At 51.9% G+C, this 19,119-nt stretch carries 20 protein-coding genes; 12 read left to right on the top strand and 8 right to left on the bottom strand.

The annotated features are described in order from the left end of the window. Window positions 1-447 precede the first annotated feature (447 nt). The 9 genes from AC6I8D_RS21155 (at window position 448) to AC6I8D_RS21115 (ending at window position 9,292) form a co-directional block, all read left to right on the top strand. A complete protein-coding gene (locus tag AC6I8D_RS21155; protein WP_202966903.1) occupies window positions 448-723 on the top strand; it encodes a YtcA family lipoprotein in 276 nt (91 codons plus the stop codon). Window positions 724-750: 27 nt separating this feature from the next. Next, entirely contained in the window at window positions 751-1,815 is a 1,065-nt protein-coding gene (mdtN, locus tag AC6I8D_RS21150) for a multidrug transporter subunit MdtN (RefSeq protein WP_497820863.1), read from the top strand. Between the two features lie 89 nt (window positions 1,816-1,904). Continuing rightward, a complete protein-coding gene (locus AC6I8D_RS21145; protein ID WP_497820862.1) occupies window positions 1,905-3,893 on the top strand; it encodes an FUSC family protein in 1,989 nt (662 codons plus the stop codon). Continuing rightward, window positions 3,893-4,435 carry a TetR/AcrR family transcriptional regulator gene (locus AC6I8D_RS21140; RefSeq protein ID WP_497820861.1) on the top strand — a complete coding sequence of 181 codons (543 nt, stop codon included), beginning with the start codon at window positions 3,893-3,895 and terminating at the stop codon, window positions 4,433-4,435. Before AC6I8D_RS21145 ends, AC6I8D_RS21140 begins: the two co-directional genes overlap by 1 nt. A gap of 300 nt (window positions 4,436-4,735) precedes the next feature. After that, complete coding sequence (locus AC6I8D_RS21135) at window positions 4,736-5,401, top strand: helix-turn-helix transcriptional regulator (protein WP_497820860.1); 666 nt, start codon at window positions 4,736-4,738, stop codon at window positions 5,399-5,401. Between the two features lie 353 nt (window positions 5,402-5,754). After that, complete coding sequence (locus AC6I8D_RS21130; RefSeq protein WP_312053845.1) at window positions 5,755-6,747, top strand: zinc-dependent alcohol dehydrogenase family protein; 993 nt, start codon at window positions 5,755-5,757, stop codon at window positions 6,745-6,747. Window positions 6,748-7,056: 309 nt separating this feature from the next. After that, window positions 7,057-7,758 carry an O-methyltransferase gene (locus AC6I8D_RS21125; RefSeq protein ID WP_497820859.1) on the top strand — a complete coding sequence of 234 codons (702 nt, stop codon included), beginning with the start codon at window positions 7,057-7,059 and terminating at the stop codon, window positions 7,756-7,758. A 211-nt stretch (window positions 7,759-7,969) separates the two neighbouring features. After that, window positions 7,970-8,362: a VOC family protein gene (locus AC6I8D_RS21120; RefSeq protein WP_497820858.1), complete on the top strand. Its 393-nt coding sequence runs from the start codon at window positions 7,970-7,972 to the stop codon at window positions 8,360-8,362. Window positions 8,363-8,797: 435 nt separating this feature from the next. Continuing rightward, a complete protein-coding gene (locus tag AC6I8D_RS21115) occupies window positions 8,798-9,292 on the top strand; it encodes a glutathione peroxidase (protein ID WP_312053843.1) in 495 nt (164 codons plus the stop codon). A gap of 365 nt (window positions 9,293-9,657) precedes the next feature. Here the strand turns inward: AC6I8D_RS21115 and AC6I8D_RS21110 are convergent, their stop codons facing one another. Beyond that, complete coding sequence (locus AC6I8D_RS21110) at window positions 9,658-11,016, bottom strand: esterase-like activity of phytase family protein (protein ID WP_497820857.1); 1,359 nt, start codon at window positions 11,014-11,016, stop codon at window positions 9,658-9,660. A 182-nt stretch (window positions 11,017-11,198) separates the two neighbouring features. Here AC6I8D_RS21110 and AC6I8D_RS21105 point away from each other — a divergent pair, with 182 nt between their 5' ends. Further along, the gene (locus AC6I8D_RS21105; RefSeq protein ID WP_497820856.1) at window positions 11,199-11,717 is read left to right on the top strand and encodes a GrpB family protein; all 519 of its coding nucleotides are present in this window, start codon (window positions 11,199-11,201) and stop codon (window positions 11,715-11,717) included. Window positions 11,718-11,931: 214 nt separating this feature from the next. Here the strand turns inward: AC6I8D_RS21105 and AC6I8D_RS21100 are convergent, their stop codons facing one another. Next, window positions 11,932-12,894, bottom strand: a complete 963-nt coding sequence (locus AC6I8D_RS21100) for an NAD(P)H-dependent flavin oxidoreductase (RefSeq protein WP_312757886.1) — start codon at window positions 12,892-12,894, stop codon at window positions 11,932-11,934. A gap of 102 nt (window positions 12,895-12,996) precedes the next feature. Here AC6I8D_RS21100 and AC6I8D_RS21095 point away from each other — a divergent pair, with 102 nt between their 5' ends. Beyond that, window positions 12,997-13,866 (top strand): LysR family transcriptional regulator, encoded by an 870-nt coding sequence (locus AC6I8D_RS21095; RefSeq protein ID WP_312053836.1) that lies wholly within the window; start codon window positions 12,997-12,999, stop codon window positions 13,864-13,866. Between the two features lie 294 nt (window positions 13,867-14,160). Then, a complete protein-coding gene (locus AC6I8D_RS21090) occupies window positions 14,161-14,466 on the top strand; it encodes a hypothetical protein (protein WP_497820855.1) in 306 nt (101 codons plus the stop codon). A gap of 119 nt (window positions 14,467-14,585) precedes the next feature. Here the strand turns inward: AC6I8D_RS21090 and AC6I8D_RS21085 are convergent, their stop codons facing one another. The 6 genes from AC6I8D_RS21085 to AC6I8D_RS21060 all read right to left on the bottom strand — a co-directional run bounded on the left by AC6I8D_RS21085 (window position 14,586) and on the right by AC6I8D_RS21060 (window position 18,205). Then, window positions 14,586-14,777, bottom strand: coding sequence for a hypothetical protein (locus tag AC6I8D_RS21085; protein ID WP_312053835.1), 192 nt, complete (start codon window positions 14,775-14,777; stop codon window positions 14,586-14,588). 14 nt (window positions 14,778-14,791) lie between these two features. Continuing rightward, window positions 14,792-15,175 carry a hypothetical protein gene (locus tag AC6I8D_RS21080; RefSeq protein WP_312053834.1) on the bottom strand — a complete coding sequence of 128 codons (384 nt, stop codon included), beginning with the start codon at window positions 15,173-15,175 and terminating at the stop codon, window positions 14,792-14,794. Window positions 15,176-15,198: 23 nt separating this feature from the next. Beyond that, the gene (locus tag AC6I8D_RS21075; protein WP_312053832.1) at window positions 15,199-15,588 is read right to left on the bottom strand and encodes an Exc2 family lipoprotein; all 390 of its coding nucleotides are present in this window, start codon (window positions 15,586-15,588) and stop codon (window positions 15,199-15,201) included. A gap of 396 nt (window positions 15,589-15,984) precedes the next feature. After that, window positions 15,985-16,275: a hypothetical protein gene (locus AC6I8D_RS21070; RefSeq protein ID WP_312053831.1), complete on the bottom strand. Its 291-nt coding sequence runs from the start codon at window positions 16,273-16,275 to the stop codon at window positions 15,985-15,987. A 170-nt stretch (window positions 16,276-16,445) separates the two neighbouring features. Further along, on the bottom strand, window positions 16,446-16,622 hold the full coding sequence (locus tag AC6I8D_RS21065) for a hypothetical protein (RefSeq protein WP_312053829.1): 177 nt from the start codon (window positions 16,620-16,622) through the stop codon (window positions 16,446-16,448). A gap of 176 nt (window positions 16,623-16,798) precedes the next feature. Continuing rightward, a complete protein-coding gene (locus AC6I8D_RS21060) occupies window positions 16,799-18,205 on the bottom strand; it encodes a hypothetical protein (RefSeq protein ID WP_497820854.1) in 1,407 nt (468 codons plus the stop codon). Window positions 18,206-19,119 lie beyond the last annotated feature (914 nt).

Below are 19,119 nucleotides of genomic sequence, written 5' to 3'. Positions count from 1 at the left end.
GGGTGTTAGCAGAGAATGGGGGCGTGAGATTAATGCCTGACGGGCGTGAAGTCTGTCAGGCTGCACCAAATAATCCAGCCTGTCTCACGGCGATGCCCGCCAGGGAGGGGCAGCAGTGAATCGTTATCAATACTCGCTGGCTTCGCTCCCACTAGCGGCAGTAAACCCGTCTGCGTCTGGTACTCTTCACAGCGGCTAACCTGCCGTCAGCAGCGTCCACCGCTGCCTGAGTGGACCGCAAATACCCGTAGCTCTCCCCTTTTCGGGCAGCAAACCAGAGGTCTGGATTAGCGCTGTCCCTCACCTTTCTGTCCGGCTGAAAGACGCCATACGACGCCTTCTGTTAGTGCCAGAAAGCGTCACAGCCTTGCCCGAGGCACCGAATACACCTACTAAATACAGGGTTGTATGTCGACGTCGGGTTGATATAGGGTATGTGAAAATTCAATGACGCATTTATTTATGAAATACAGAAAAATTCTGCTGGCTGCCGTCATCTTTCAGCTAAGCGGCTGTGCAGCGCACTCTCCCTCGGTCAATATTTTGGGCGCGTACTTCCCGGATTGGCTATTTTGCATTTCCGGTGGTTGCCTGATCTCAGCGGCAATATACCTGTCACTAACCCGGTATGGGAAAAATGCGTGGCTCACACCTTATATCCTGACTTATCCGCTGCTGATCACCCTTTTCTCAATGGGATTGTGGATCCTGTTTTTTTATTAATCTCAATTTGTTAACCATGGAAAACAGATGTCTATTCAGTTAAAAAATGGCGCGGGACAGCGGCGGTTTATTCTGGCGCTGTCAGTGCTTACGCTGGCAATATTATTCTGGTTAATCTGGGTATTTGATCAGACACCCGGCACTGATGATGCCTATGTTTATGCTGATACCATAACCATCGCCCCTCAGGTTAACGGGGTGATCATAAAAATGCCGGTGAAAGAGAATAATCTTGTTCGTCAGGGAGATATTTTATTCGAAATAGATCCTCGTCCCTATCACGATGCCTTAATACGCGAAAAGGCAAACCTTGCCCAGCTGGAGCAGCAAATTATTCTTACCCAGCGCGACGTCAGTGCGCAGCAGTTCAATGCACAGGCGGCAGTAAAACGGGTTGATGCCGCCCGCGCTACGGCTGAGCAGGATGCGGCTACCCTGCGACGAATGGACGCGCTGCGCGGAAAAAACTACGTTTCCGGGGAATCTCTGGATCAGGCGCGAGCCCGGCAGCGTGCATCGGCGGCGCAGTTACAGTCAGCCAGACTGCAAGCTGAACAGGCTAATGCTGCGGTCAGCAGCGTAGCGGCATTGATTGCGAAACGTGAAGTCATCAAAGCAGATATCTCCACCGCCGAATTTAATCTGGAACATACCGTTATCCGGGCGCCGTTTGAAGGCCGTGTCACCTCATTAAAAACCACCAGCGGTCAGTACGTCAGCACAGGACAGGCTGTTTTTACCCTGATTGACAGTAAGAACTGGTACGTGGTGGCAAACTACCGCGAGTCTGAACTTAAACATATTCACAACGGTGACAGCGTCGATGTTTATCTGATGAGTGATACCGGAAAGCATTTTAGCGGAACCGTAGACTCCATTGGATATGGGGTTTATCCCGATGATGGCGGGTCGTTACAGGGTGGTTTACCGAGTGTTGCCCGCAATATTAACTGGGTGCGTGTTGCCCAGCGCTTCCCGGTACGCATTCGCATTACAGCTCCTGACCGTCGGCTTTTCAGAATGGGAACCTCTGCGGTAGTGAAAGTGCATTCCGGCCGTCTGCGACATGAAAGGAAGGGTATTGCAGCATGACAACGCCAGCCATCACCGGCGGAAAAACCAGTGCTCTGCTTCGTTTTTTGCAGCAGGAGTTAAGGGGATTCCCCGGGCGTTATAATGCCATGCTGCGGTATCTGCTTTCTTCCGTCATCGTCATCATCACTTCGCTGACGCTGGGCGTCCCGCAGCTTGCCTATTCTCTGTTGGTGGTTTTTTTTGCCACCCAGAAAAACATTGTATTAACCCTGATGATATTTCCGCTGTTCCTGCTGGTGAATACCGCGGCAGTCGCGGCGGCGATCCTTATCCTGAAATTCACCATTGATGTGCCGATGCTCCGTCTGTTGAGCGTCTCTGTTGCGTTGCTTATTCTGCTGTATCAGATGCGATCTTCCAGAAAATGGGGCTTTCTCTATTTTGCCGTCGCTATCACCATCACCTACGCACAAAGCTTTGTCGATCTCAGTTCAGATGGCGAAATGTTGCTGCGTAACTGTCTGTGGTCGTGGGTGGCCGGCTGTTATGCCACTGTGGTGGCGCATATCGTTAATACGCTGCTGCTGCCGGTGGAGCCGGTCAGACAGTTGCAGCAGGAGCTGGACAGGATCCTGACGGCGACTCGCCGGGCGCTGGAAACAGCAGCTGCAGGCAAGCCGACGACGCCAGTCACGCTGGAAGAGATCCAGACCAGTGTGCTGACGTTACACAGCTGTCTCAGGTTCTCCATCATGCGGTCGCAGCCGTTTCGCGCCAATAAGGAAAAGCACCTCGCCGAAATCGCCACCGCTGAACGGCTTTATTCTGCCTCACGTCAGCTGGCCAGTCTGCACGGCGGCTTAACCGACACGGCCTCCAATCACTGCCGCAAACTGGCCGTCGAGTGCCGTTCCTTTCTTCAGTGTTTGCGGGACAACCGGCGCTATCTTCCTGAGCCGGCGGATCGGTCGCAAATTGACGCCCTGCCAGCCTGTCTTCAGGAAATGTACAGTGCGCTACGCAGCGTCTCCCTGCTGGACGCACAACGCAGCGAACCTCAGCAATCAGGCGACACGCTTCCCGCGACTGCCCGGCCGAAAGCAGCGCTTTCATATGACTATATTAAATACGGCATCAAGACATTACTCGCAGTTGCCCTCTGTTATATCTTTTATACCAGCGTCCAGTGGCCTGGCATTCATACCTCGATGCTCACCTGTATCATTGTTGCCGTACCCGGCCTTGGCGCCTCAGTTCATAAAAGCCTGCTGCGGATCGGTGGCTGCCTGGTCGGCAGTCTGCTAGCGTTATTCTGCACAATCTTTATCCTGCCTCACATCGACTCAATAACCGGACTGTTGCTGATGGTGATACCGGCGATCGCCCTCAGCGGCTGGGTGACGGCCGGCTCCGAGCGAACCAGCTATGCCGGGGTTCAGATTTTGTTCGCGTTTTCGCTGGCCATGTTCGCAAGCTTTTCTCCCCACCCGGACCTGTCAGAAATTCGCGACCGGCTGGTAGGTATCTTACTGGGCATTACGGTTTCGACCCTGATACACAGCCTGATCTGGCCGGAAACGGAGGGAAGAACACTGCGTCATGCCCTGGCGGGCTTGTTTCAATCTATGGCGGCAAGAATGAGCCTGGTGGAAGGGAAAACCAACAGCCAGGCGGAAGGCTGGTTTAAACTGGATGCCGCACAAAAACTACTGGCCCAGGTGGCGCTCGAACCTAACTGGCGCAGCAACAATAATGAAGAGCTGACGCTAACCTGTCAGACTTTGCTGGGTAAACTGCGTGAGATCCACGTTGCAATTTCCAGGCTGGAAACCGAGTATGCGCATTCTGCCGGGGATCCTGAACAGCATGAGGCGGTTACGCTTGCCCGTCGTCTGCTGCAGAGCCTGTCAGCCGGGATGACGCGCTATGCCGAGGGATTGCAAAGTGAACCGGGCTCTGCACCGGCTATTGCCACACCGGTAGATCCGCTAATGGCTGATATGCAGCAGAGTGAGGTGGAAAGTGACGCGGTCCTGAACAGTCCCCTTCTGCTCAGGAGCCGTGAACTGGTCAGCCTCTGCTGCTCTGTGCCTGCCTGGCCGTATGACAACAAAATGAATGTATCCGGAGTGTGATGCTGATGAAGATGGAGATGATCCGCCGTAATGCGGATGAGACCAAAAAGAAACTGATAGCTGCGGCACGAGATATCCTTGCTGAGGAAGGTTATGTCGCTTTCAGTGAGAATAAAATTTGCGAACTGGCCGGCGTCACTCGTGGTGCCCTGCGTTATCATTTTCCCACCGGCCGATATGATCTCTTAAATGAACTCCTCCCCCTGCTTTTACAGCAGATACCGGCCAGTAGCACCTCAGACTGTAAGACACGGATCCTGGAGTTAATCCAGTTTATGCAGCAACAGCCGGTGCACAATCCGCTGGTTCTGATCATGGAAATATGGCAGGCGACGTTTGCGGATAAAGATCTGCGGGAGTCGGTGGGACAGACACTCGATCAGCGATTCCAGGTATTTTTCAATGTCAAAACCCTTGAGGAACTGCCCGAAGAGATCACGCCATACCGGTTAATGTTCTGGGGATCGATTTTGTCCCTGCAATATCATAAAAATGATAATAATGGTTTGCAGACAATCATCGAATTCATGAAAGCACATTAATACCCTCAGATGTCGTCTTTCAGCATGTTTGTTTAACAGGCTGGAATTCTGAACAGGCCCGAAGGTTGTTTATTCTTTTGGGCTTGCCTTTTACTGATAAAGACAAACCTATCGACGCCATATTTATTATAAAACCGCCTGCCGGTGCAGGTTTAATTTTACAGCCGATTATGCAATAGCGAAGAGCCGAAGAATTCAGTCTGTAAATAGAACATTTACCGGCAGAATCCTGTTGTTGTATCGCTATGTCGCATGAAAATATCAGGCTGTTTTGAATACGTGTAAATCAGGGAGATTAATATGATGGATAAACCTCTTCTTATTGTGATGACCGAAAATAACTGGTTATTTGCGGGCCTGACTGACCTGTTGCCAGAGATGACCTGTCTAAGGATGGACTATGCCAGCCAACCTATACCACGGCAGGTGAAGAAAGCCCGCAACATCATCGTTGCCGTGGACAGCCTGATATTTTTCCGGGGCGAATGGCTGACGTTCAATACCCTCCGGGCCTGTCGGGAGGATATCTCTGTGGTCTGGCTGACTCAGCAACATACCGGGCGGGTTTTCCCGGCAACCAGCCGGGGTGACAGGATCCTGTCACAGACAGAGGATATTAGCTTGCTTGCGCCGATGATCAGAGAAATCGCCGAACAGTCGGTATCCCGGATAAGAGCAGATCGTGTCAGACCGGTCAGCCTGACGCTGACGGAGCGTCGGCTGCTGCCCTTTTTTATCGCCGGTGTCAGTCTGCCGGACCTGTCCAGACAGCTGGGTTGCGCGATAAAAACCCTCTATCACCACCGTAATAGTATCGTGACCAAAGCGGGGTTCAGGCAGCCAGCATTTCTGGAGTATGTGTATAAATCTAATCCAGGATTTACCGGTATATTCAGTCCTGAATCAAACGCGTGGAAAACACTATGGCAGGAGGAGCAGAAACAAAGCCTGTCCGTCGATGGATAATCTGGCTTATTACAGGCTTTGGTATTGCTGTTAAAGTTCCCGACCCGCATTCATCGCGGCCGGGCAACGACAACTTTCCTGCCTGATTTATTTTCAGCTAACGGAGCAAGTGAAACGGCAGGATAGAGCGGACGACACGACAGGCCTGTGCGGGTTTCAGGTGATGATATTGCTCCGGTGAGGTTTTAGCCAGACAGGTTTACTGAGACCGATGATTGTTACCGGATTAATAACACTGTCGTTCCTCAACCACTATTTTTACAGCGATGACAACCACGTAGACTATTCGCAAATAAATCGGGTGTGCGCTCTGCGCTATCCGTAAGCTATCCCGCTAACTGACGAGGTCTGAAATGTCTAAAGTTGTTACCTTTAACCGCACCGGTGGTCCCGAGGTTCTGGAAATTGTTGATCTACAGGTGCCGCCACCGGCTGCAGGAGAAGTTCAGATTCGCGTAAAGGCAATAGGTGTTAACCGGGCGGAAATTATGTACCGCACGGGTCAGTATGTGATCGAACCCGAGTTCCCGGCGCGTCTGGGTTATGAAGCGGCTGGCGTGGTTGAGGCAGTCGGTGAAAACGTCGACGGTTTTACCTGCGGGGATGCAGTCAGCGTGATCCCGTCGTTCATGTTCAGTGAATACGGCATGTATGGCGAACGGGTTAACGCACCTGTACATGCGGTGGTGAAACAGCCAGAAAATCTCTCCTTTGAACAGGCCGCCGCGAGCTGGATGATGTACGTAACCGCTTACGGTGCGCTGGTTGAGTACGGTAATTTGCAGGCCGGGCAGAATGTCATCATCCGCGCAGCCTCAAGTAGCGTTGGGCTGGCAGCCATTCAGATAGCGAATATGCTGGGCGCAAACCCTGTGGCCCTGACCCGCACCAGCGAGAAGCGTGAGATGCTGATTAAAGCCGGGGCAGCCGCCGTTATCGCCACGGCAGAACAGGATATGGTCGCTGAAATCAATCGCCTGACCAATGATCAGGGTGCCCATATTGTCTTTGATCCTGTAGGCGGCCCGGACGTGGCAAAGCTGATGCGGGTCATGGCACCCCAGGGAGTGTTCTTCCAGTATGGCGCGCTCGATAGCCGTGACATGCAGGTACCGGTGTTCGAACTTCTTGGTAAACACCTCACCCTGCGTGGCTATGAGCTGTTCGAAATCACCACCGATCCGGAAAAAATGGCGCGCGCAAAAACCTTCGTCACCGACGGCCTGCGTTGCGGCAAACTTAAACCGGTAATTGATAAAACATTCAGGTTCGATGAAATTGCTGATGCGCACCGTTATATGGAAGCAAACGGTCAGGTAGGTAAAATCGTTGTCACTGTTGAATAAAGCGTCTGCTGCACGGCTCACCTGCGGGGCCGTGCAGTAACTGCATCCTTTTAACCAGACGTGCAGGGCCTGACCGGGATCCGGCGGCCATGTTGTTGATGAATAATCCGCCCGGTCAGAACTCAAACCCATATAAAAGGACGGCAAACAGCCTGGATGCTGATGGCTGTGACAGGTCTGTCTGATGTCAGGACTATGCGAACCAGGCTCAAGGTAAACGTGACGGTCCTTACAGATTTTAAATCTGTAGCCGATCTGACATATTAAAAACTGAAACAATATACAGCTAAACTGATTATAAAATAATTAATGGAGAACGGATGCTTAAAGCGAATCCCTGATTATCCCTCCCAGGACTCAGAAAGATGGACACAAGTCGACGCCTGGTTTGCTGATAAGCTTGCCCCTGAAGATTCAGACTTAAAATATGCGCTCGCCAACAATGCAGAGAAAGGGCTACCGACACACGATGTATCTGCATTACAAGGCAAAATGCTGGCAATGTTCATCCGGATGACACGTGCTGTACAGGTGCTTGAAATTGGTACGCCTGGAGGATACAGCACGATCTGGATGGCAAGAGCTCTACCCCCAACCGGAAGCATAACGACCCTTGAGTTCAATAAGCATCATGCTGAAGTTGCCGGTCAGAATATAGATAAGGCAGGACTTACTGAGCGCGTTAAACTGCTCACCGGTGCTGCACTGGATCTCTTGCCCACGCTTAGCGGCCCCTTTGATCTTATTTTTATTGATGCCGATAAAGTGAATAACCCACATTATCTGGAATGGGCAATCAAACTGTCGAAACCTGGTACGGTTATTGTTGGCGATAACACGGTGCGTGGCGGTAAAGTCCTTGATGCCGATAATGAAGATCCTAACGTAAAAGGGCTCCGCAAGTTTATTCAAATGATATCGGAGGATCAGCGCCTTGAAGCCACCGCCATACAGACTGTGGGCGAAAAGGGATGGGACGGCTTTGTCATAGCTATCGTTAAGACCCTGTGATTGATATTCTCACTAAAAAATTATTGATGTCCGGCGGATTTTGACCGGTGTTTAAAGCGTTGCTTCAGATGAAATAGCGCCATCGTTTCAATCTGAGTGACAGTGAAATTTGATCGCACGTGCGGGGTGAGGACTATCAGGCACGTTGCGGATGGTTTATTCGTCATACTTCAGCGAGTATTGCCGGTAATACACCGCAGGGAGACAGAGTATGAAGATCGCCAATATTGATCATATACATGTTTACGTTGAGGATATTTCGCAGGCAGAAAACTGGTATAACGCTATCCTCGGATTTTCACGCGATAGCGCGCTCACCTTCTGGTACGACCAGGGTGGACCGCTGGTGATAAGGAATCATGGCGCATCGCTTTCTCTATTCCTGAGAAAATCTCAGCATCCTGGCCATACCATGGCGTTCGGCGTGGAAGCCCCCTTTTTTAGCTCCCTATTACCCCGCCTCAAACACAATGAAATCCCTTTCACCATAAATGACCACGATGTTTCGATGTCGGTGTACTTTAGCGATCTTAGTGACAACAAGATTGAAGTGACCTCTTACGATTACATTCAGGCAAAACAGATACTGAGCAACGTTGCCTGAGAATGTCGCTGTTAGCCCTTCCACACGCGCCAGGCCTGCCTCTGCTCAGCAGCCAGCAAAAAACAGCGTCGAGCAGCTCACCTCCGTTCCAGACACATAGCAGCAGGATGAGGAAAAAATGCCAGGTTTGGTGGCAAAAATGGACACGGGTCAGATGAGGGTGCGTTAAACTCCGGGCCGCAGGTCAGTCCCGGTCACCTTGTTATTCGGCGCGATCAATAGGTATCGCCTACAGTATGAGCACGCGAACAGAGCAGAGTGGCGGGGCCAAAAAGGCTTGTTACCAGACTGAAGCCAGCATAACCGCCGACTTCATTGACCTTGCCGTAAAGCCTGACGTCATAATATCTGCTGCTCGCCCCGCCTCACAGCGCGTGCAGCATCGCACGACGTTGCACTGTCGACGTCAAATAATTCTGCTTTGAGGATGCCGTCATGACCCCTTTTCATCAACTGACTGCCACCAGCCTGCGTGGCCAGCCTGTCCCGATGGCCGACTATGCTGGCAAGGTGGTTCTGGTGGTTAACACCGCCAGCCATTGTGGCTTCACGCCGCAATACGCAGGCCTTGAGGCGCTGTATAAGAAATACGCTGACCAGGGTCTGGTGGTGCTTGGGTTTCCCTGCAACCAGTTTGGAAAGCAGGAACCCGGCGGGCCCGACGAAATCACCCAGACCTGCCAGATCAACTACGGCGTGAGCTTTCCGATGTTTGAGAAAGTAGACGTCAATGGAGCCGCCGCGCACCCGCTGTTTCGGTACCTGAAAGACCAATTGCCCGGCGTGCTGGGGGGTCGGATCAAGTGGAACTTCACCAAGTTCCTGATCGGACGTAACGGCAAACCGCTCAGGCGTTTTGCACCGATCACTACCCCGCAGAAAATGGAAGCCGCCATTCTGGCTGCGCTTGAAACCGACGCAAAACCTTAGTTTCAGCCATTCGCTTTAAGATCTTGCGGCACGCGGATTCCGGCTGGATAAGGCGACCTTCGCGCCTCGCGCAAGCGCTGCCACCGCATGTTTATTAGCGGCCGCAGCGCTGTCTGTAACATAGACGGCCGGGGTAACAGCGTTAAAAAAGTGAGCTGCTGCTGTTGAATGCCACGCTGTTGCATGGCTAAACCCAACGGCAACACGGTGAAGGGACGTCTGACCGGTTAAACGCAGAGCGGCGTACTGCCTCACCTGATGATAAAGCGGCGGGTATTATCTGGCGACGCTAAAGCCAGGCTGAATCCGGCTCTTTTACAATCCGTGATGCGATTAACGGAGACAGCCTGGAGTGAGGAGAAGCTTTATTTCAGCGGTTCCGCCAGCGTTACGATCCACAACTCGCTATCTGACTCGGGTTTCTCCAGCGGCTTCAGGCCGATAGTGGTGGCCACCGGCTTATCATCGACCGTCAGCGTCCCCTGCTCGTTCACCCGATAATCCTTGCGCTTCTTGCCTTCAACCGGCTTATTCATCACCGTTTTCACGCCAAAGTCATTGTCATTAGCCACCGCCAGGGTTTTATTGTCAATCAGCGCCAGCCCTTCGGCCTTCTCCTGCTGCCAGCCGAGCTGACGTAAATCGACCACCCGCGTTTTAGCCGCGAGCTTAATGCCGCGCTGCGCCAGCGTGTTCTCATCGTCAAACTCCGGGTAGTCGTCAGGCTTATCGAATGCGGCAAGATCGGTAGCCCGGCTCAGATCCACCTTATAAATAAGGTTACGCATTGCGTCGTCTTTGCTGCTGCCCTGTTCAATCAGCAGGATATGCTGATTGTCGATCGCCACGATATCGCCAATTTTCGCGTCGCTGTTTTTAGCGTAAGCCTCGCTGTCGATGGGGTAACCAAACATCGCGGTTTTCCCGGTCGCCGGATCAAAGCTGACCAGGCGGGTAAAGCGCGCCTGCTTTTTACTTTTACCCTCGATATCCAGCGTGCTCTGCACCGCGGCGATAATACGGCCATCCGGCATGCGGGTGAGGCCTTCAAAGCCACGATTTGGCTGGCGCCACTTAAGAATATTCGGCAGACCACCGGCGATCGATTTCTCTCCTTCCGCGGCCTGCGGCCCGTGAATCGCCAGAATCTTACCGCGCTGATCAACGTTAATCAGGAACGGGCCATACTCATCGCTCAGCCAGTATCCGCCCTTGCCGTCAGGCGTAATGCCTTCCGTATCCAGACCCCGGTTATCGCCATGCAGCACTTTCAGGGTATCGCTGAGCGCGACTTCATTGGTTGAGCCGATGACGCCATCCTGTAGCGGTAAGCCGTTCACATTGCCCTTCTCGTCATGCAGCGGCCGGGCATCCGTGGCCTCCACTTTGCCGTTCTGCACCCGAATCTTCATCAGCAGCGGGGCGAAGTCTGGCGTAACGAAAATTTTCGCCTCCTTTTTACCCACATCAGGCGAGTCGGCATTCGGTCCGCGATCGGTGACGGTTTCGAAGGTGAGCGCGTCGCCCTGCTTGCCGGTAAACAGCAAGCCGGAGCCGATCCCTACCGGCAAACCCTGTGGAAACGCGCTGGCGAAAGCGCCGCTGTAGCTTACGCGCGTACCTTCGGGAAAACTGACAATATAGTGCTCAGCCTGAGGCTGTGCCGCTAACGTTGATAAAGAGAGCGCACAACCGAGAATCAAGGCAATGATTTTTATTTTCATAATGTTAACGTCCATGAAGGAAAACTGACATCTTAAGGGAGACAAATGACAGTTAAATGATATGCCCGGCAAACTTAGGCGGCTAACAGCTTGATTTCACCTCGTTAAGAAGCGGGATGGTGCGGGGATGAAGGTATATTTCTGTGACAGGGTAAATAGCATCGGGCAAAGAGGAGCTAGCTATGCGGTCAGTTGTTGTGGTCCCGTACGATAAACAGTGGCCGGAAATGTTTAAGGCAGAAAGTGCCTTAATAAAGACATTTTTAGGTGAGATAGTTAAAGATATTCATCATATTGGCAGTACGGCGGTGCCTGGCCTCGCAGCAAAACCCGTTATCGATATACTGCTGGAAGTGTACGATATCAACCCACTGGATAAATACCGCTCTGCAATGGCCCGCGCCGGATACGTTGCGCGCGGTGAGAACGGAATTGCAGGGCGACGCTACTTCATTAAGGGTGGTGACAGGCGCAGCCATCAGCTACATGCGTTTGCAGTCGGCGATACACAGATATTAAGACATCTTGCTTTCCGTGATTACCTGAGGAAAAACAGCGATATCGCCGAAAAATATGCCGGGATAAAGCGCGCGGCAGCATCGCTGTATAACAACGATGCGCATCGCTATAGCGCATTCAAAGCAGACTTTATAGAGCATCATCTGCAGCTGGCGCTGATTGATCCGCAGCGTCAGATATAGAGCCAGTCGTCCGGGTCTCAGGGTGAATGGCTGTGGCTGTGGCTATGGTCAGCATTGTTCAGCTCACGCCTCGTTTGTCTTGTCCTGGCTGTGGTATCTGACACGCTTCGCTTGCTGCAGTCATCACCCGCTTTCCCCTCTGCCACCTTACCCTGCCCTGACTCTTTCAGGCGTCGCGGTCAGTCTGTTGAGTAATGGCGTTAACGGTGCGCTGTTACTCTTTGAAGTCCTGCATAAGTTCAGAAACAATATCTGCCGCCGGACGAATGGATTTGATGACGGAAATACCGGTCCCGGTGGACACGATGCCCTGGTCAAAATTGCCGAGCCTCATGGCCTGCCACAGCGAGTGATAGCCGTTCATCGCTTTGAACATGGCGTCCCGATCGGTGCCCTGCGCATCCAGTTCTGCCAGTGCAGGGCTCAGATCGGTGGGTAAAGTACGGTAATAAGCCGGCAGCGTGCGGAACAGCAGTAACTCCTCCGCCGTTGAGTCGACAATCAGCCGTTTAACCTTGTCAGCGGCGGGGTTCTCGTCTGCAGTTAAAAACAGGCTGCCGGCATAAACCCCTTCCGCTCCCAGCGCCAGGGCAGCACGCACGCCACGGATATCACCAATACCGCCGGCGGCGATGACCGGGACTTTTACGCTATCCGCGATCATCGGAACGATGCTGAAGGTGCCAATCACCCGGGTTGGCACGGTGCCTCCTTCATCAAATCCGGTGGCGATGATGATGTCAGCCCCTAATCGCTCGGCTTCTTTTGAATTAGCGATGGTCGGCGTCAGGGCGCGATAAAGGATTTTTATGCCGTGGCTTTTAAAGAAATCAAAAATTTCAGCGTCCAGCAGCTCATTGAGTAGCACCACTTCCACGCCTTCTTCAACCAGCATTTCTGCGGTGGGCCGCCAAAAATCCATGGCCGGGCCGTTGATCACGGTGGCAGCAAAGGGTTTGCTGGTCAGCTTTTTCACTTTTCTGATCTCTTCCCGCATGCGGTCCAGTGCCACATAACGTGAGCCCGGCAGGCTTTGCTGACCGGCGTGCGGACCCAGCGTACCCAGCCCACCAGCATTTGAAACGGCAGCGACCAGTTCCGCATTGGTCAGGAAGTACAACGGTGCCTGTATCAGCGGATAGCGAATATTCAGGATTTTAGTGACGCGATTATTCATTTTTTGCTCCTGCAGAAAATTACACAGGCAAAATGTTACGCTTTACATAATGGAAAGGAATCGTCAAAAATAGAAACCTGATGCCCATATATGGAAAACACAGTGGATTTTAACGCTACGAAATTGTTCATCGCCGTGGTGAATGCCGGCAGTTTTTCGGCGGCCAGTGACAGAATGGGCGTGCCGATCTCCACCCTGAGCCGCAAGATTAATGAGCTTGAGCAGGCCCTGAAGGTGCAACTGCTGGAACGCTCACGACAGGGGGTAAAACCCACCCATCGCGGGCAACAATTTTTTGAACAGGCCCGTCTGGGCGTCGAACTGCTGGAAGATGCGCAAAAGTCTGTCACCTCAGCCCACACGCTTCAGGGCAAATTGCGCCTGTCGGTCCCGCCTGAGTTCTCACTGTGGTGGGATTTACTGATCGCATTTCAGCAACGCTATCCTGATATCAGCGTATTTTGTCATTCCAGTGAAAGGGTGGTCGATTTATTCGAAGATGGTATCGATGTGGCGCTGAGAATGGGCGATTTAAAAACCGATGAGGTGATCGCTAAGCCCGTCATGAATATGGAAACGGTGTTTGTAGCCAGCCCGGCATTACTGACGCGTCACGGCACCCCGAAGACGCTGACTGAAATGGCCCGGCTACCGATTGCCGCGTGGGAAACGCTGAATCGCGGTGTTTTTGAATGGAACGCGGAAGCGGAAAAAGTAAAATACGCGCCCTTCTTTACCACTAATAACGTTCAGGGATTACTTCATTATGCTCTGCAGGGAATGGGTGTCGCTAAGTTGCTGAATATATCTGTCCGGCCCTGGCTGGAAAGCGGTGAACTGATACAGCTATTACCCGGGATAGCCACGCAAAGCCTCCCGCTGCACCTGGTCTATGCCCGCCATAAACATCCGTCAACCCTGGTGCGAGCGTATCTGGATTTTTGCTCAGAATGGACAAAAAAGCTCAAGTAACGAGATAGCAAAATAATCTGTCCGGTTACCCCGACGCAGCCTGCTCAGCGGTGCTGAAGGGTAGATGATTCGCCAGGAAATTGTCGGAGTACGATGCAGTCGCCCGCACTTAACGCCGCCAGTTTGCCGCTGGCGGCCTGACGTGATAACGGCACTTGAGACGCCGCCACCCGGTTTATCTGCAATCAATACGTGTTAGCACCGCTATGCATTATCCGACGTGATCGGTCCGCATGAAGAGGTTGAATCCGCCAGATGCAGAAAATAGTCAGGTATATCGCATGGTTTGAAAGTATGAGCGCCGTTGAGTTCATTACCAATCCACTGAGTCTTGATTTCAATCATCGGGGTTTGAATCAAAACGCAGCAAGAATCTATTATATAGATGGTTATGAAATAACAGCTGACGAACTTAGAAATGTAATAAAGAAACGCTGCCAGGGTTTTGACGAAAGCAGTGTCAGGCTAATAACGCCACTGCTGCTGCAGTTGCTGCCGGCAGACAGTGAGGCTTTCTTTGCACGTTGCAGATGTCGTCGGATCTTTCTGATAGAGATGCTGTATCGTCTGCCATCGAAATCTGTCGTTCTTGTTTACTGAACCCCTAAAAATACGCGGTTCAATTCAGCAAGGGTTGTATGAAAAGACGGCAGGCGAAAATGCCGCCGATCTTTGCCGATTTATAAAGGGAGCGGAACTCCCTTTATATTTGTCAGATATTAACTTACTGGCCAGTGAATGCCGTTGCCGCGCAGGCATTCAACCAGAATAAAGGCGAACACAACGGAAGCGACACAGACAGAGATTTTTTTCCATATCCCGATAGGCAGGAATAACACCTCACGTTCGTCACGGATCTGCCGCTGCATCGCCAGCATGGTTTCCTGATGCAGCTGGCGAATAAGTTTCAAATCTTCATCCTGCCTCACTTCATCCAGCCCTCAAACTGGCCATTTTGCATGAGCGCGACTTTACCATTCTTGTAAAAAATCACATTACTGATACCGGCCGCAAACACCTGGTTACCGGCATTTTCTTCAGTTTTGATGGCTGGCTTGCCGTCTATGCTGACGATGCCCAGTTTATCACGTGATACCACTACATTTTTATAGCGCCACTTTCCGGCGGCAGATTTATGGGCCGCCTGAGCGATTTGTGCATTCTCAAGCGCCTGTTTCTCGGCTGCGCCAACCATTGCTGTATGGCGGTTCTGCTCTGCCATATAACAGATATCGCGGCTGACGCCTTGTGCCTGGCAATCAGCCATGCGCGAAGAAGCAGAAGAACAACCGACCACCGTCAGCACCACACCAATAACCTGTAATTTTTTCATCATTTCCCATCATACCCATCAAGAAAAGTAGCCTGAATATCAGCGTTTAAGCCTTTCCGCTCCCGGTCAGACCAAGACTGCGAGAAGGATTGGCCGTTATAATGACTAAAGTTGGTTTCACCGTTCATTTGCAGTGTAATGCGTTTAGCTTCGGCTTCAGCCTCTATCGCCGTTAAACCTGCACTGCGAGCCGATTTCCCTGCATCGTAGATATACTCAAATGCAGGCTGCAAAGCCTTTACAGAACTCATTTTATCTACCGCCCTATTGATATTATCGGCCTCCATAAAGTAATAGACGTAATGCCTGGCATGTTGCTGAGCGGATGTCTGTGTGATACAGCCAGTCATTAACGCTGCAATAACGGCAACAGCGAATAACTTTTCCATACTGATTATGCCTTTAGTGTCATGTCGGCTTTGCATTAGTTAAATCGTTAACAACCCTGCCGCCTTGGGCTGAACAGCGATTTTACTTATTGCTTTGCGCTGTAAATCACACATAACTAACTTCTTTTTTAGATGATTATTCTGAGACTATATTCTGCATGGCTACATTTTTTATTATAGCGACTGACATATAACGTTGAGTTCAGGCATAACTTATCCGGCCATAAGCGCCACCGAAAACTGCCGCGGAAATATGCTTTTCAGAACATGCAGGTTCAGTAAAAACCGCAACAACGGAAAACCAATTGCCAGTTTGTTTATTCTGAAACTATCCTCACCCTCAAACTGAACGGTTTCCCGGCAAAGTGCTTTCACTCCCGGGCGTGATTTTGAACGTTAATGAAGGACTGCGCGTTTAGCAACCTTTTCAGGCACTCCCGCCGCCACAGCCAACGCCCGGCGTTCGGTACAAACCGGACAATCGCACGGTTCGCCTTTACGTAGTACGCTGGATGCCGCTGCCGCCATTGCCATCACGGCAATAGTCTGAAATTCGTCAACGACATTCATATGAACCTTCATCGCTTCGCCGTTATCTTGCTGTGTGCAGTTCATGACTTCAACCGCGTGCCCTTCAGCATCAGTCGCTGTAATGACGATTTGAACCGACATTCCCTTCTTATTCATAATAATCTGACACCTCTGGTATCTTTTGAGCAGGCGGCGCGTCCCTGTGCCACAAATTAACCTGATAATTCATTTCCGCCTGTATCTGGATCCACTAGCGGGTCTGTGCGAACCGCTTCTCTGACTCGCGTCAGCGGTGACGCTCGCGGCGGAGTTCATCGCGAAAGTGTCTAACCTGTGCAGACAATCCCCACGTTAGCGGCATTACTTCCCTCTTCTGGTTTCAGTGGATAAACCGTCCAGAACTTCAGTTGCGCCACCTGTTTCGCGTGCTCTTCTTGCTGTGTTACCAGCTCAGTACCATTCGCGTGCACCATCAACCACGCTTTTACTTGATCAGTATTCATCACATCCACCCTTCAAAAGCCTGCGTAAGCGCGGCTATCGTTATGAAACATGAAAGCGCCAACATAACGAACAGCAAGACAGTCAGCGCAGCAATATCAAACCATCGCATAGGGCCACTCCCACATGCGTGCACGAGTGCGCGATAATAAAACCCGCACAGGCGGGTTTAGATTTATCAGAAGTCGCCGTGCACACCTGCTCCAGCCATCCAGCCGCCGAAAGAATCGGTAGACGCCTGGAAAGATACGGCAGTGTGTTCAGTTACCCCTTTCTGCACCCCGGCGGCGAAGCCTGCGCCCTCTCCGTTCGCTGTACCCGTAGAGAGCGCCCAGCTATCGTGGTTAGCGTCGAAGTGAAGAGAAGACATAGCGGCAGCGTTATCGCCGATTTGCTTAATCTTTTTGCTGTTCTCTGCGATGCGGTCAGAGTTGTGCTTGATGCTCTTCTCTGCATTGTCCAGGCGGGCGCTGTTCTGATCAATGCGAGCACTATTGTGCTGGATGATTTCACGGTTAGCGCTGATGGCTTCGCCGTTGGTATCGATGCGAGCCGCGTTATATTGGATCGCTTCGCCGTCCGCCAGAATGGCGGTGCGGTTTGCCTGAACCTCGGCAGCGTTAGTCTGAATGCCCGCCGCATTTGCTTTTACGTCGTTGGCAGCCGTCTGGATCTGCTGTGATTCATTGCGCTGCTGCTGGGAATCATTGCGCTGCTGCTGTGCAATCTGTTCATTAACGGCGGTGCGGTATGCAGTTGCATCGCTATCTTTTACCGGCTGTTCAGTGGTGGTGACAGGCGCGGCCTTAACGTCAGCGATGCCACGGTGCGCAGCCGCCAGCGCATCGCGCTGTTCCTGCACAGACCGGGCTACCGGCGGTTCAGTGGTGGTGACAGGCGCGGCCTTAACGTCAGCGATGCCACGGTGCGCAGCCGCCAGCGCATCACGCTGTTCCTGTTCAGACCGGGCTACCGGCGGTTCAGTGACGGTGACAGGCGCGGCCTTAACGTCGGCGATGCCACGGTGCGCAGCCGCCAGCGCATCGCGCTGTTCCTGAACAGACCGGGCTACCGGCGGTTCAGTGACGGTGACAGGCGCGGCCTTAACGTCGGCGATGCCACGGTGCGCAGCCGCCAGCGCATCGCGCTGTTCCTGCACAGACCGGGCTACCGGCGGTTCAGTGGTGGTGACAGGTGCGGCCTTAACGTCAGCGATGCCACGGTGCGCAGCCGCCAGCGCATCGCGCTGTTCCTGCACGGACCGTGCTACCGGCGGTTCAGTGGTGGTAACAGGCGCGGCCTTAACGTCAGCGATGCCACGGTGCGCAGCCGCCAGCGCATCACGCTGTTCCTGCACGGACCGGGCTACCGGCGGTTCAGTGGTGGTGACAGGCGCGGCCTTAACGTCGGCGATGCCACGGTGCGCAGCCGCCAGCGCATCACGCTGTGCTTGCACAGCAACAACCGGATCTACTTTCTGGTTTTCGGTACGGCGCTGGTTATCAATTACCCGCAATTTACCGGCGATTTCATCAGAATACGTTGTCGGCTGGTTCACCCACTCGCCGCCCGGTCTGGTGCTCATCTGGCTTCCGATCAGGTCCGCAATATATGAAGATTTACCCGTAGCCTGGAATGAGTTCGCAAGTGTTGCCTGTTGCGTCGTATTTAAGTTATTCCAGCCTCGCGCCGCTTCAGCCCAGTCTGTTTGTGTATGCGCATGTGTCAACGCATAGGCAACAGACTCAGTTAATGCGTCTGCATGTGCTGTATTAATCGCCCATCCGCAAATCGCACTAATGGTCACAGCTACAATGGATCTTTTCATTAAAATGAACTCGCTAAAGTTGATTTATGACATCATGTGTAAATCACAAATGGAAATCAGTCTTCTGGCCCGCCAGCCATAAGATTGAAATCCCTAAAAGACCTCGTCTTAATCGACGAGGTCTTTTTACTGCTAATAAAATAATTTGTGAAAATCTTAAAAACCCCTACCAGAATTTTAACAGTCCGGGCACTTATCTTTTACTATAAAATTTTTTTGTTTGAAGACCCCATTATTGTCACATCAATTTCCACTTGAAACTTATAGTTTTTCTCCACCTACGCTTTAATTCATCTAAAATATAAATGCAGACATTATAAGACCTGGTCAATGCGGACAGAGTATTACAAATTGAATTCATTAATACGACACGATCACGCTTTGAATGCAAAGTTGCTGTTCCTTCAGGTCAGGTGCAACGATGTAACGTAATCTACAAACTATCTTTATCTAAAGCGCTACTAAGCCTTAACTGCTCATGGCATGAAATAATAAGCAATTAAAAACCGTTGTTACTTCCTGTTTTCAGCAGCGTTGCCCCTCGATAGTGAAGCACTCAATAATGGGGGCATGCCCGTTAACGATTTCCAGAGTCTGGACTAGCAAACATGCGCTTCCATACTTCATATTGGTTCCGTTAAAAGCCCTGAAAACCTTGCAGTACAGATGCC

It is taken from the genome of Pantoea sp. X-Soil-MYKO-1785 (assembly GCF_059730675.1).
Note: the sequence above shows the minus strand (reverse complement) of the source record. Positions and strands in the feature narration are given on the sequence as shown.

Bases quoted from the DNA above. Each gene is read 5' to 3' on its own strand.
- AC6I8D_RS21105 (WP_497820856.1), top strand. From the start codon at position 11,199: ATGCGGTCAGTTGTTGTGGTCCCGTACGATAAACAGTGGCCGGAAATG.
- AC6I8D_RS21125 (WP_497820859.1), top strand. From the start codon at position 7,057: ATGGAGAACGGATGCTTAAAGCGAATCCCTGATTATCCCTCCCAGGAC.
- AC6I8D_RS21065 (WP_312053829.1), bottom strand. From the start codon at position 16,622: ATGAATACTGATCAAGTAAAAGCGTGGTTGATGGTGCACGCGAATGGT.
- AC6I8D_RS21140 (WP_497820861.1), top strand. From the start codon at position 3,893: ATGCTGATGAAGATGGAGATGATCCGCCGTAATGCGGATGAGACCAAA.
- AC6I8D_RS21070 (WP_312053831.1), bottom strand. From the start codon at position 16,275: ATGAATAAGAAGGGAATGTCGGTTCAAATCGTCATTACAGCGACTGAT.
- AC6I8D_RS21060 (WP_497820854.1), bottom strand. From the start codon at position 18,205: ATGAGCACCAGACCGGGCGGCGAGTGGGTGAACCAGCCGACAACGTAT.
- AC6I8D_RS21130 (WP_312053845.1), top strand. From the start codon at position 5,755: ATGTCTAAAGTTGTTACCTTTAACCGCACCGGTGGTCCCGAGGTTCTG.
- AC6I8D_RS21155 (WP_202966903.1), top strand. From the start codon at position 448: ATGACGCATTTATTTATGAAATACAGAAAAATTCTGCTGGCTGCCGTC.
- AC6I8D_RS21100 (WP_312757886.1), bottom strand. From the start codon at position 12,894: ATGAATAATCGCGTCACTAAAATCCTGAATATTCGCTATCCGCTGATA.
- AC6I8D_RS21145 (WP_497820862.1), top strand. From the start codon at position 1,905: ATGCTGCGGTATCTGCTTTCTTCCGTCATCGTCATCATCACTTCGCTG.
- mdtN (WP_497820863.1), top strand. From the start codon at position 751: ATGTCTATTCAGTTAAAAAATGGCGCGGGACAGCGGCGGTTTATTCTG.
- AC6I8D_RS21075 (WP_312053832.1), bottom strand. From the start codon at position 15,588: ATGGAAAAGTTATTCGCTGTTGCCGTTATTGCAGCGTTAATGACTGGC.
- AC6I8D_RS21135 (WP_497820860.1), top strand. From the start codon at position 4,736: ATGATGGATAAACCTCTTCTTATTGTGATGACCGAAAATAACTGGTTA.
- AC6I8D_RS21115 (WP_312053843.1), top strand. From the start codon at position 8,798: ATGACCCCTTTTCATCAACTGACTGCCACCAGCCTGCGTGGCCAGCCT.
- AC6I8D_RS21120 (WP_497820858.1), top strand. From the start codon at position 7,970: ATGAAGATCGCCAATATTGATCATATACATGTTTACGTTGAGGATATT.
- AC6I8D_RS21090 (WP_497820855.1), top strand. From the start codon at position 14,161: ATGAGCGCCGTTGAGTTCATTACCAATCCACTGAGTCTTGATTTCAAT.
- AC6I8D_RS21110 (WP_497820857.1), bottom strand. From the start codon at position 11,016: ATGAAAATAAAAATCATTGCCTTGATTCTCGGTTGTGCGCTCTCTTTA.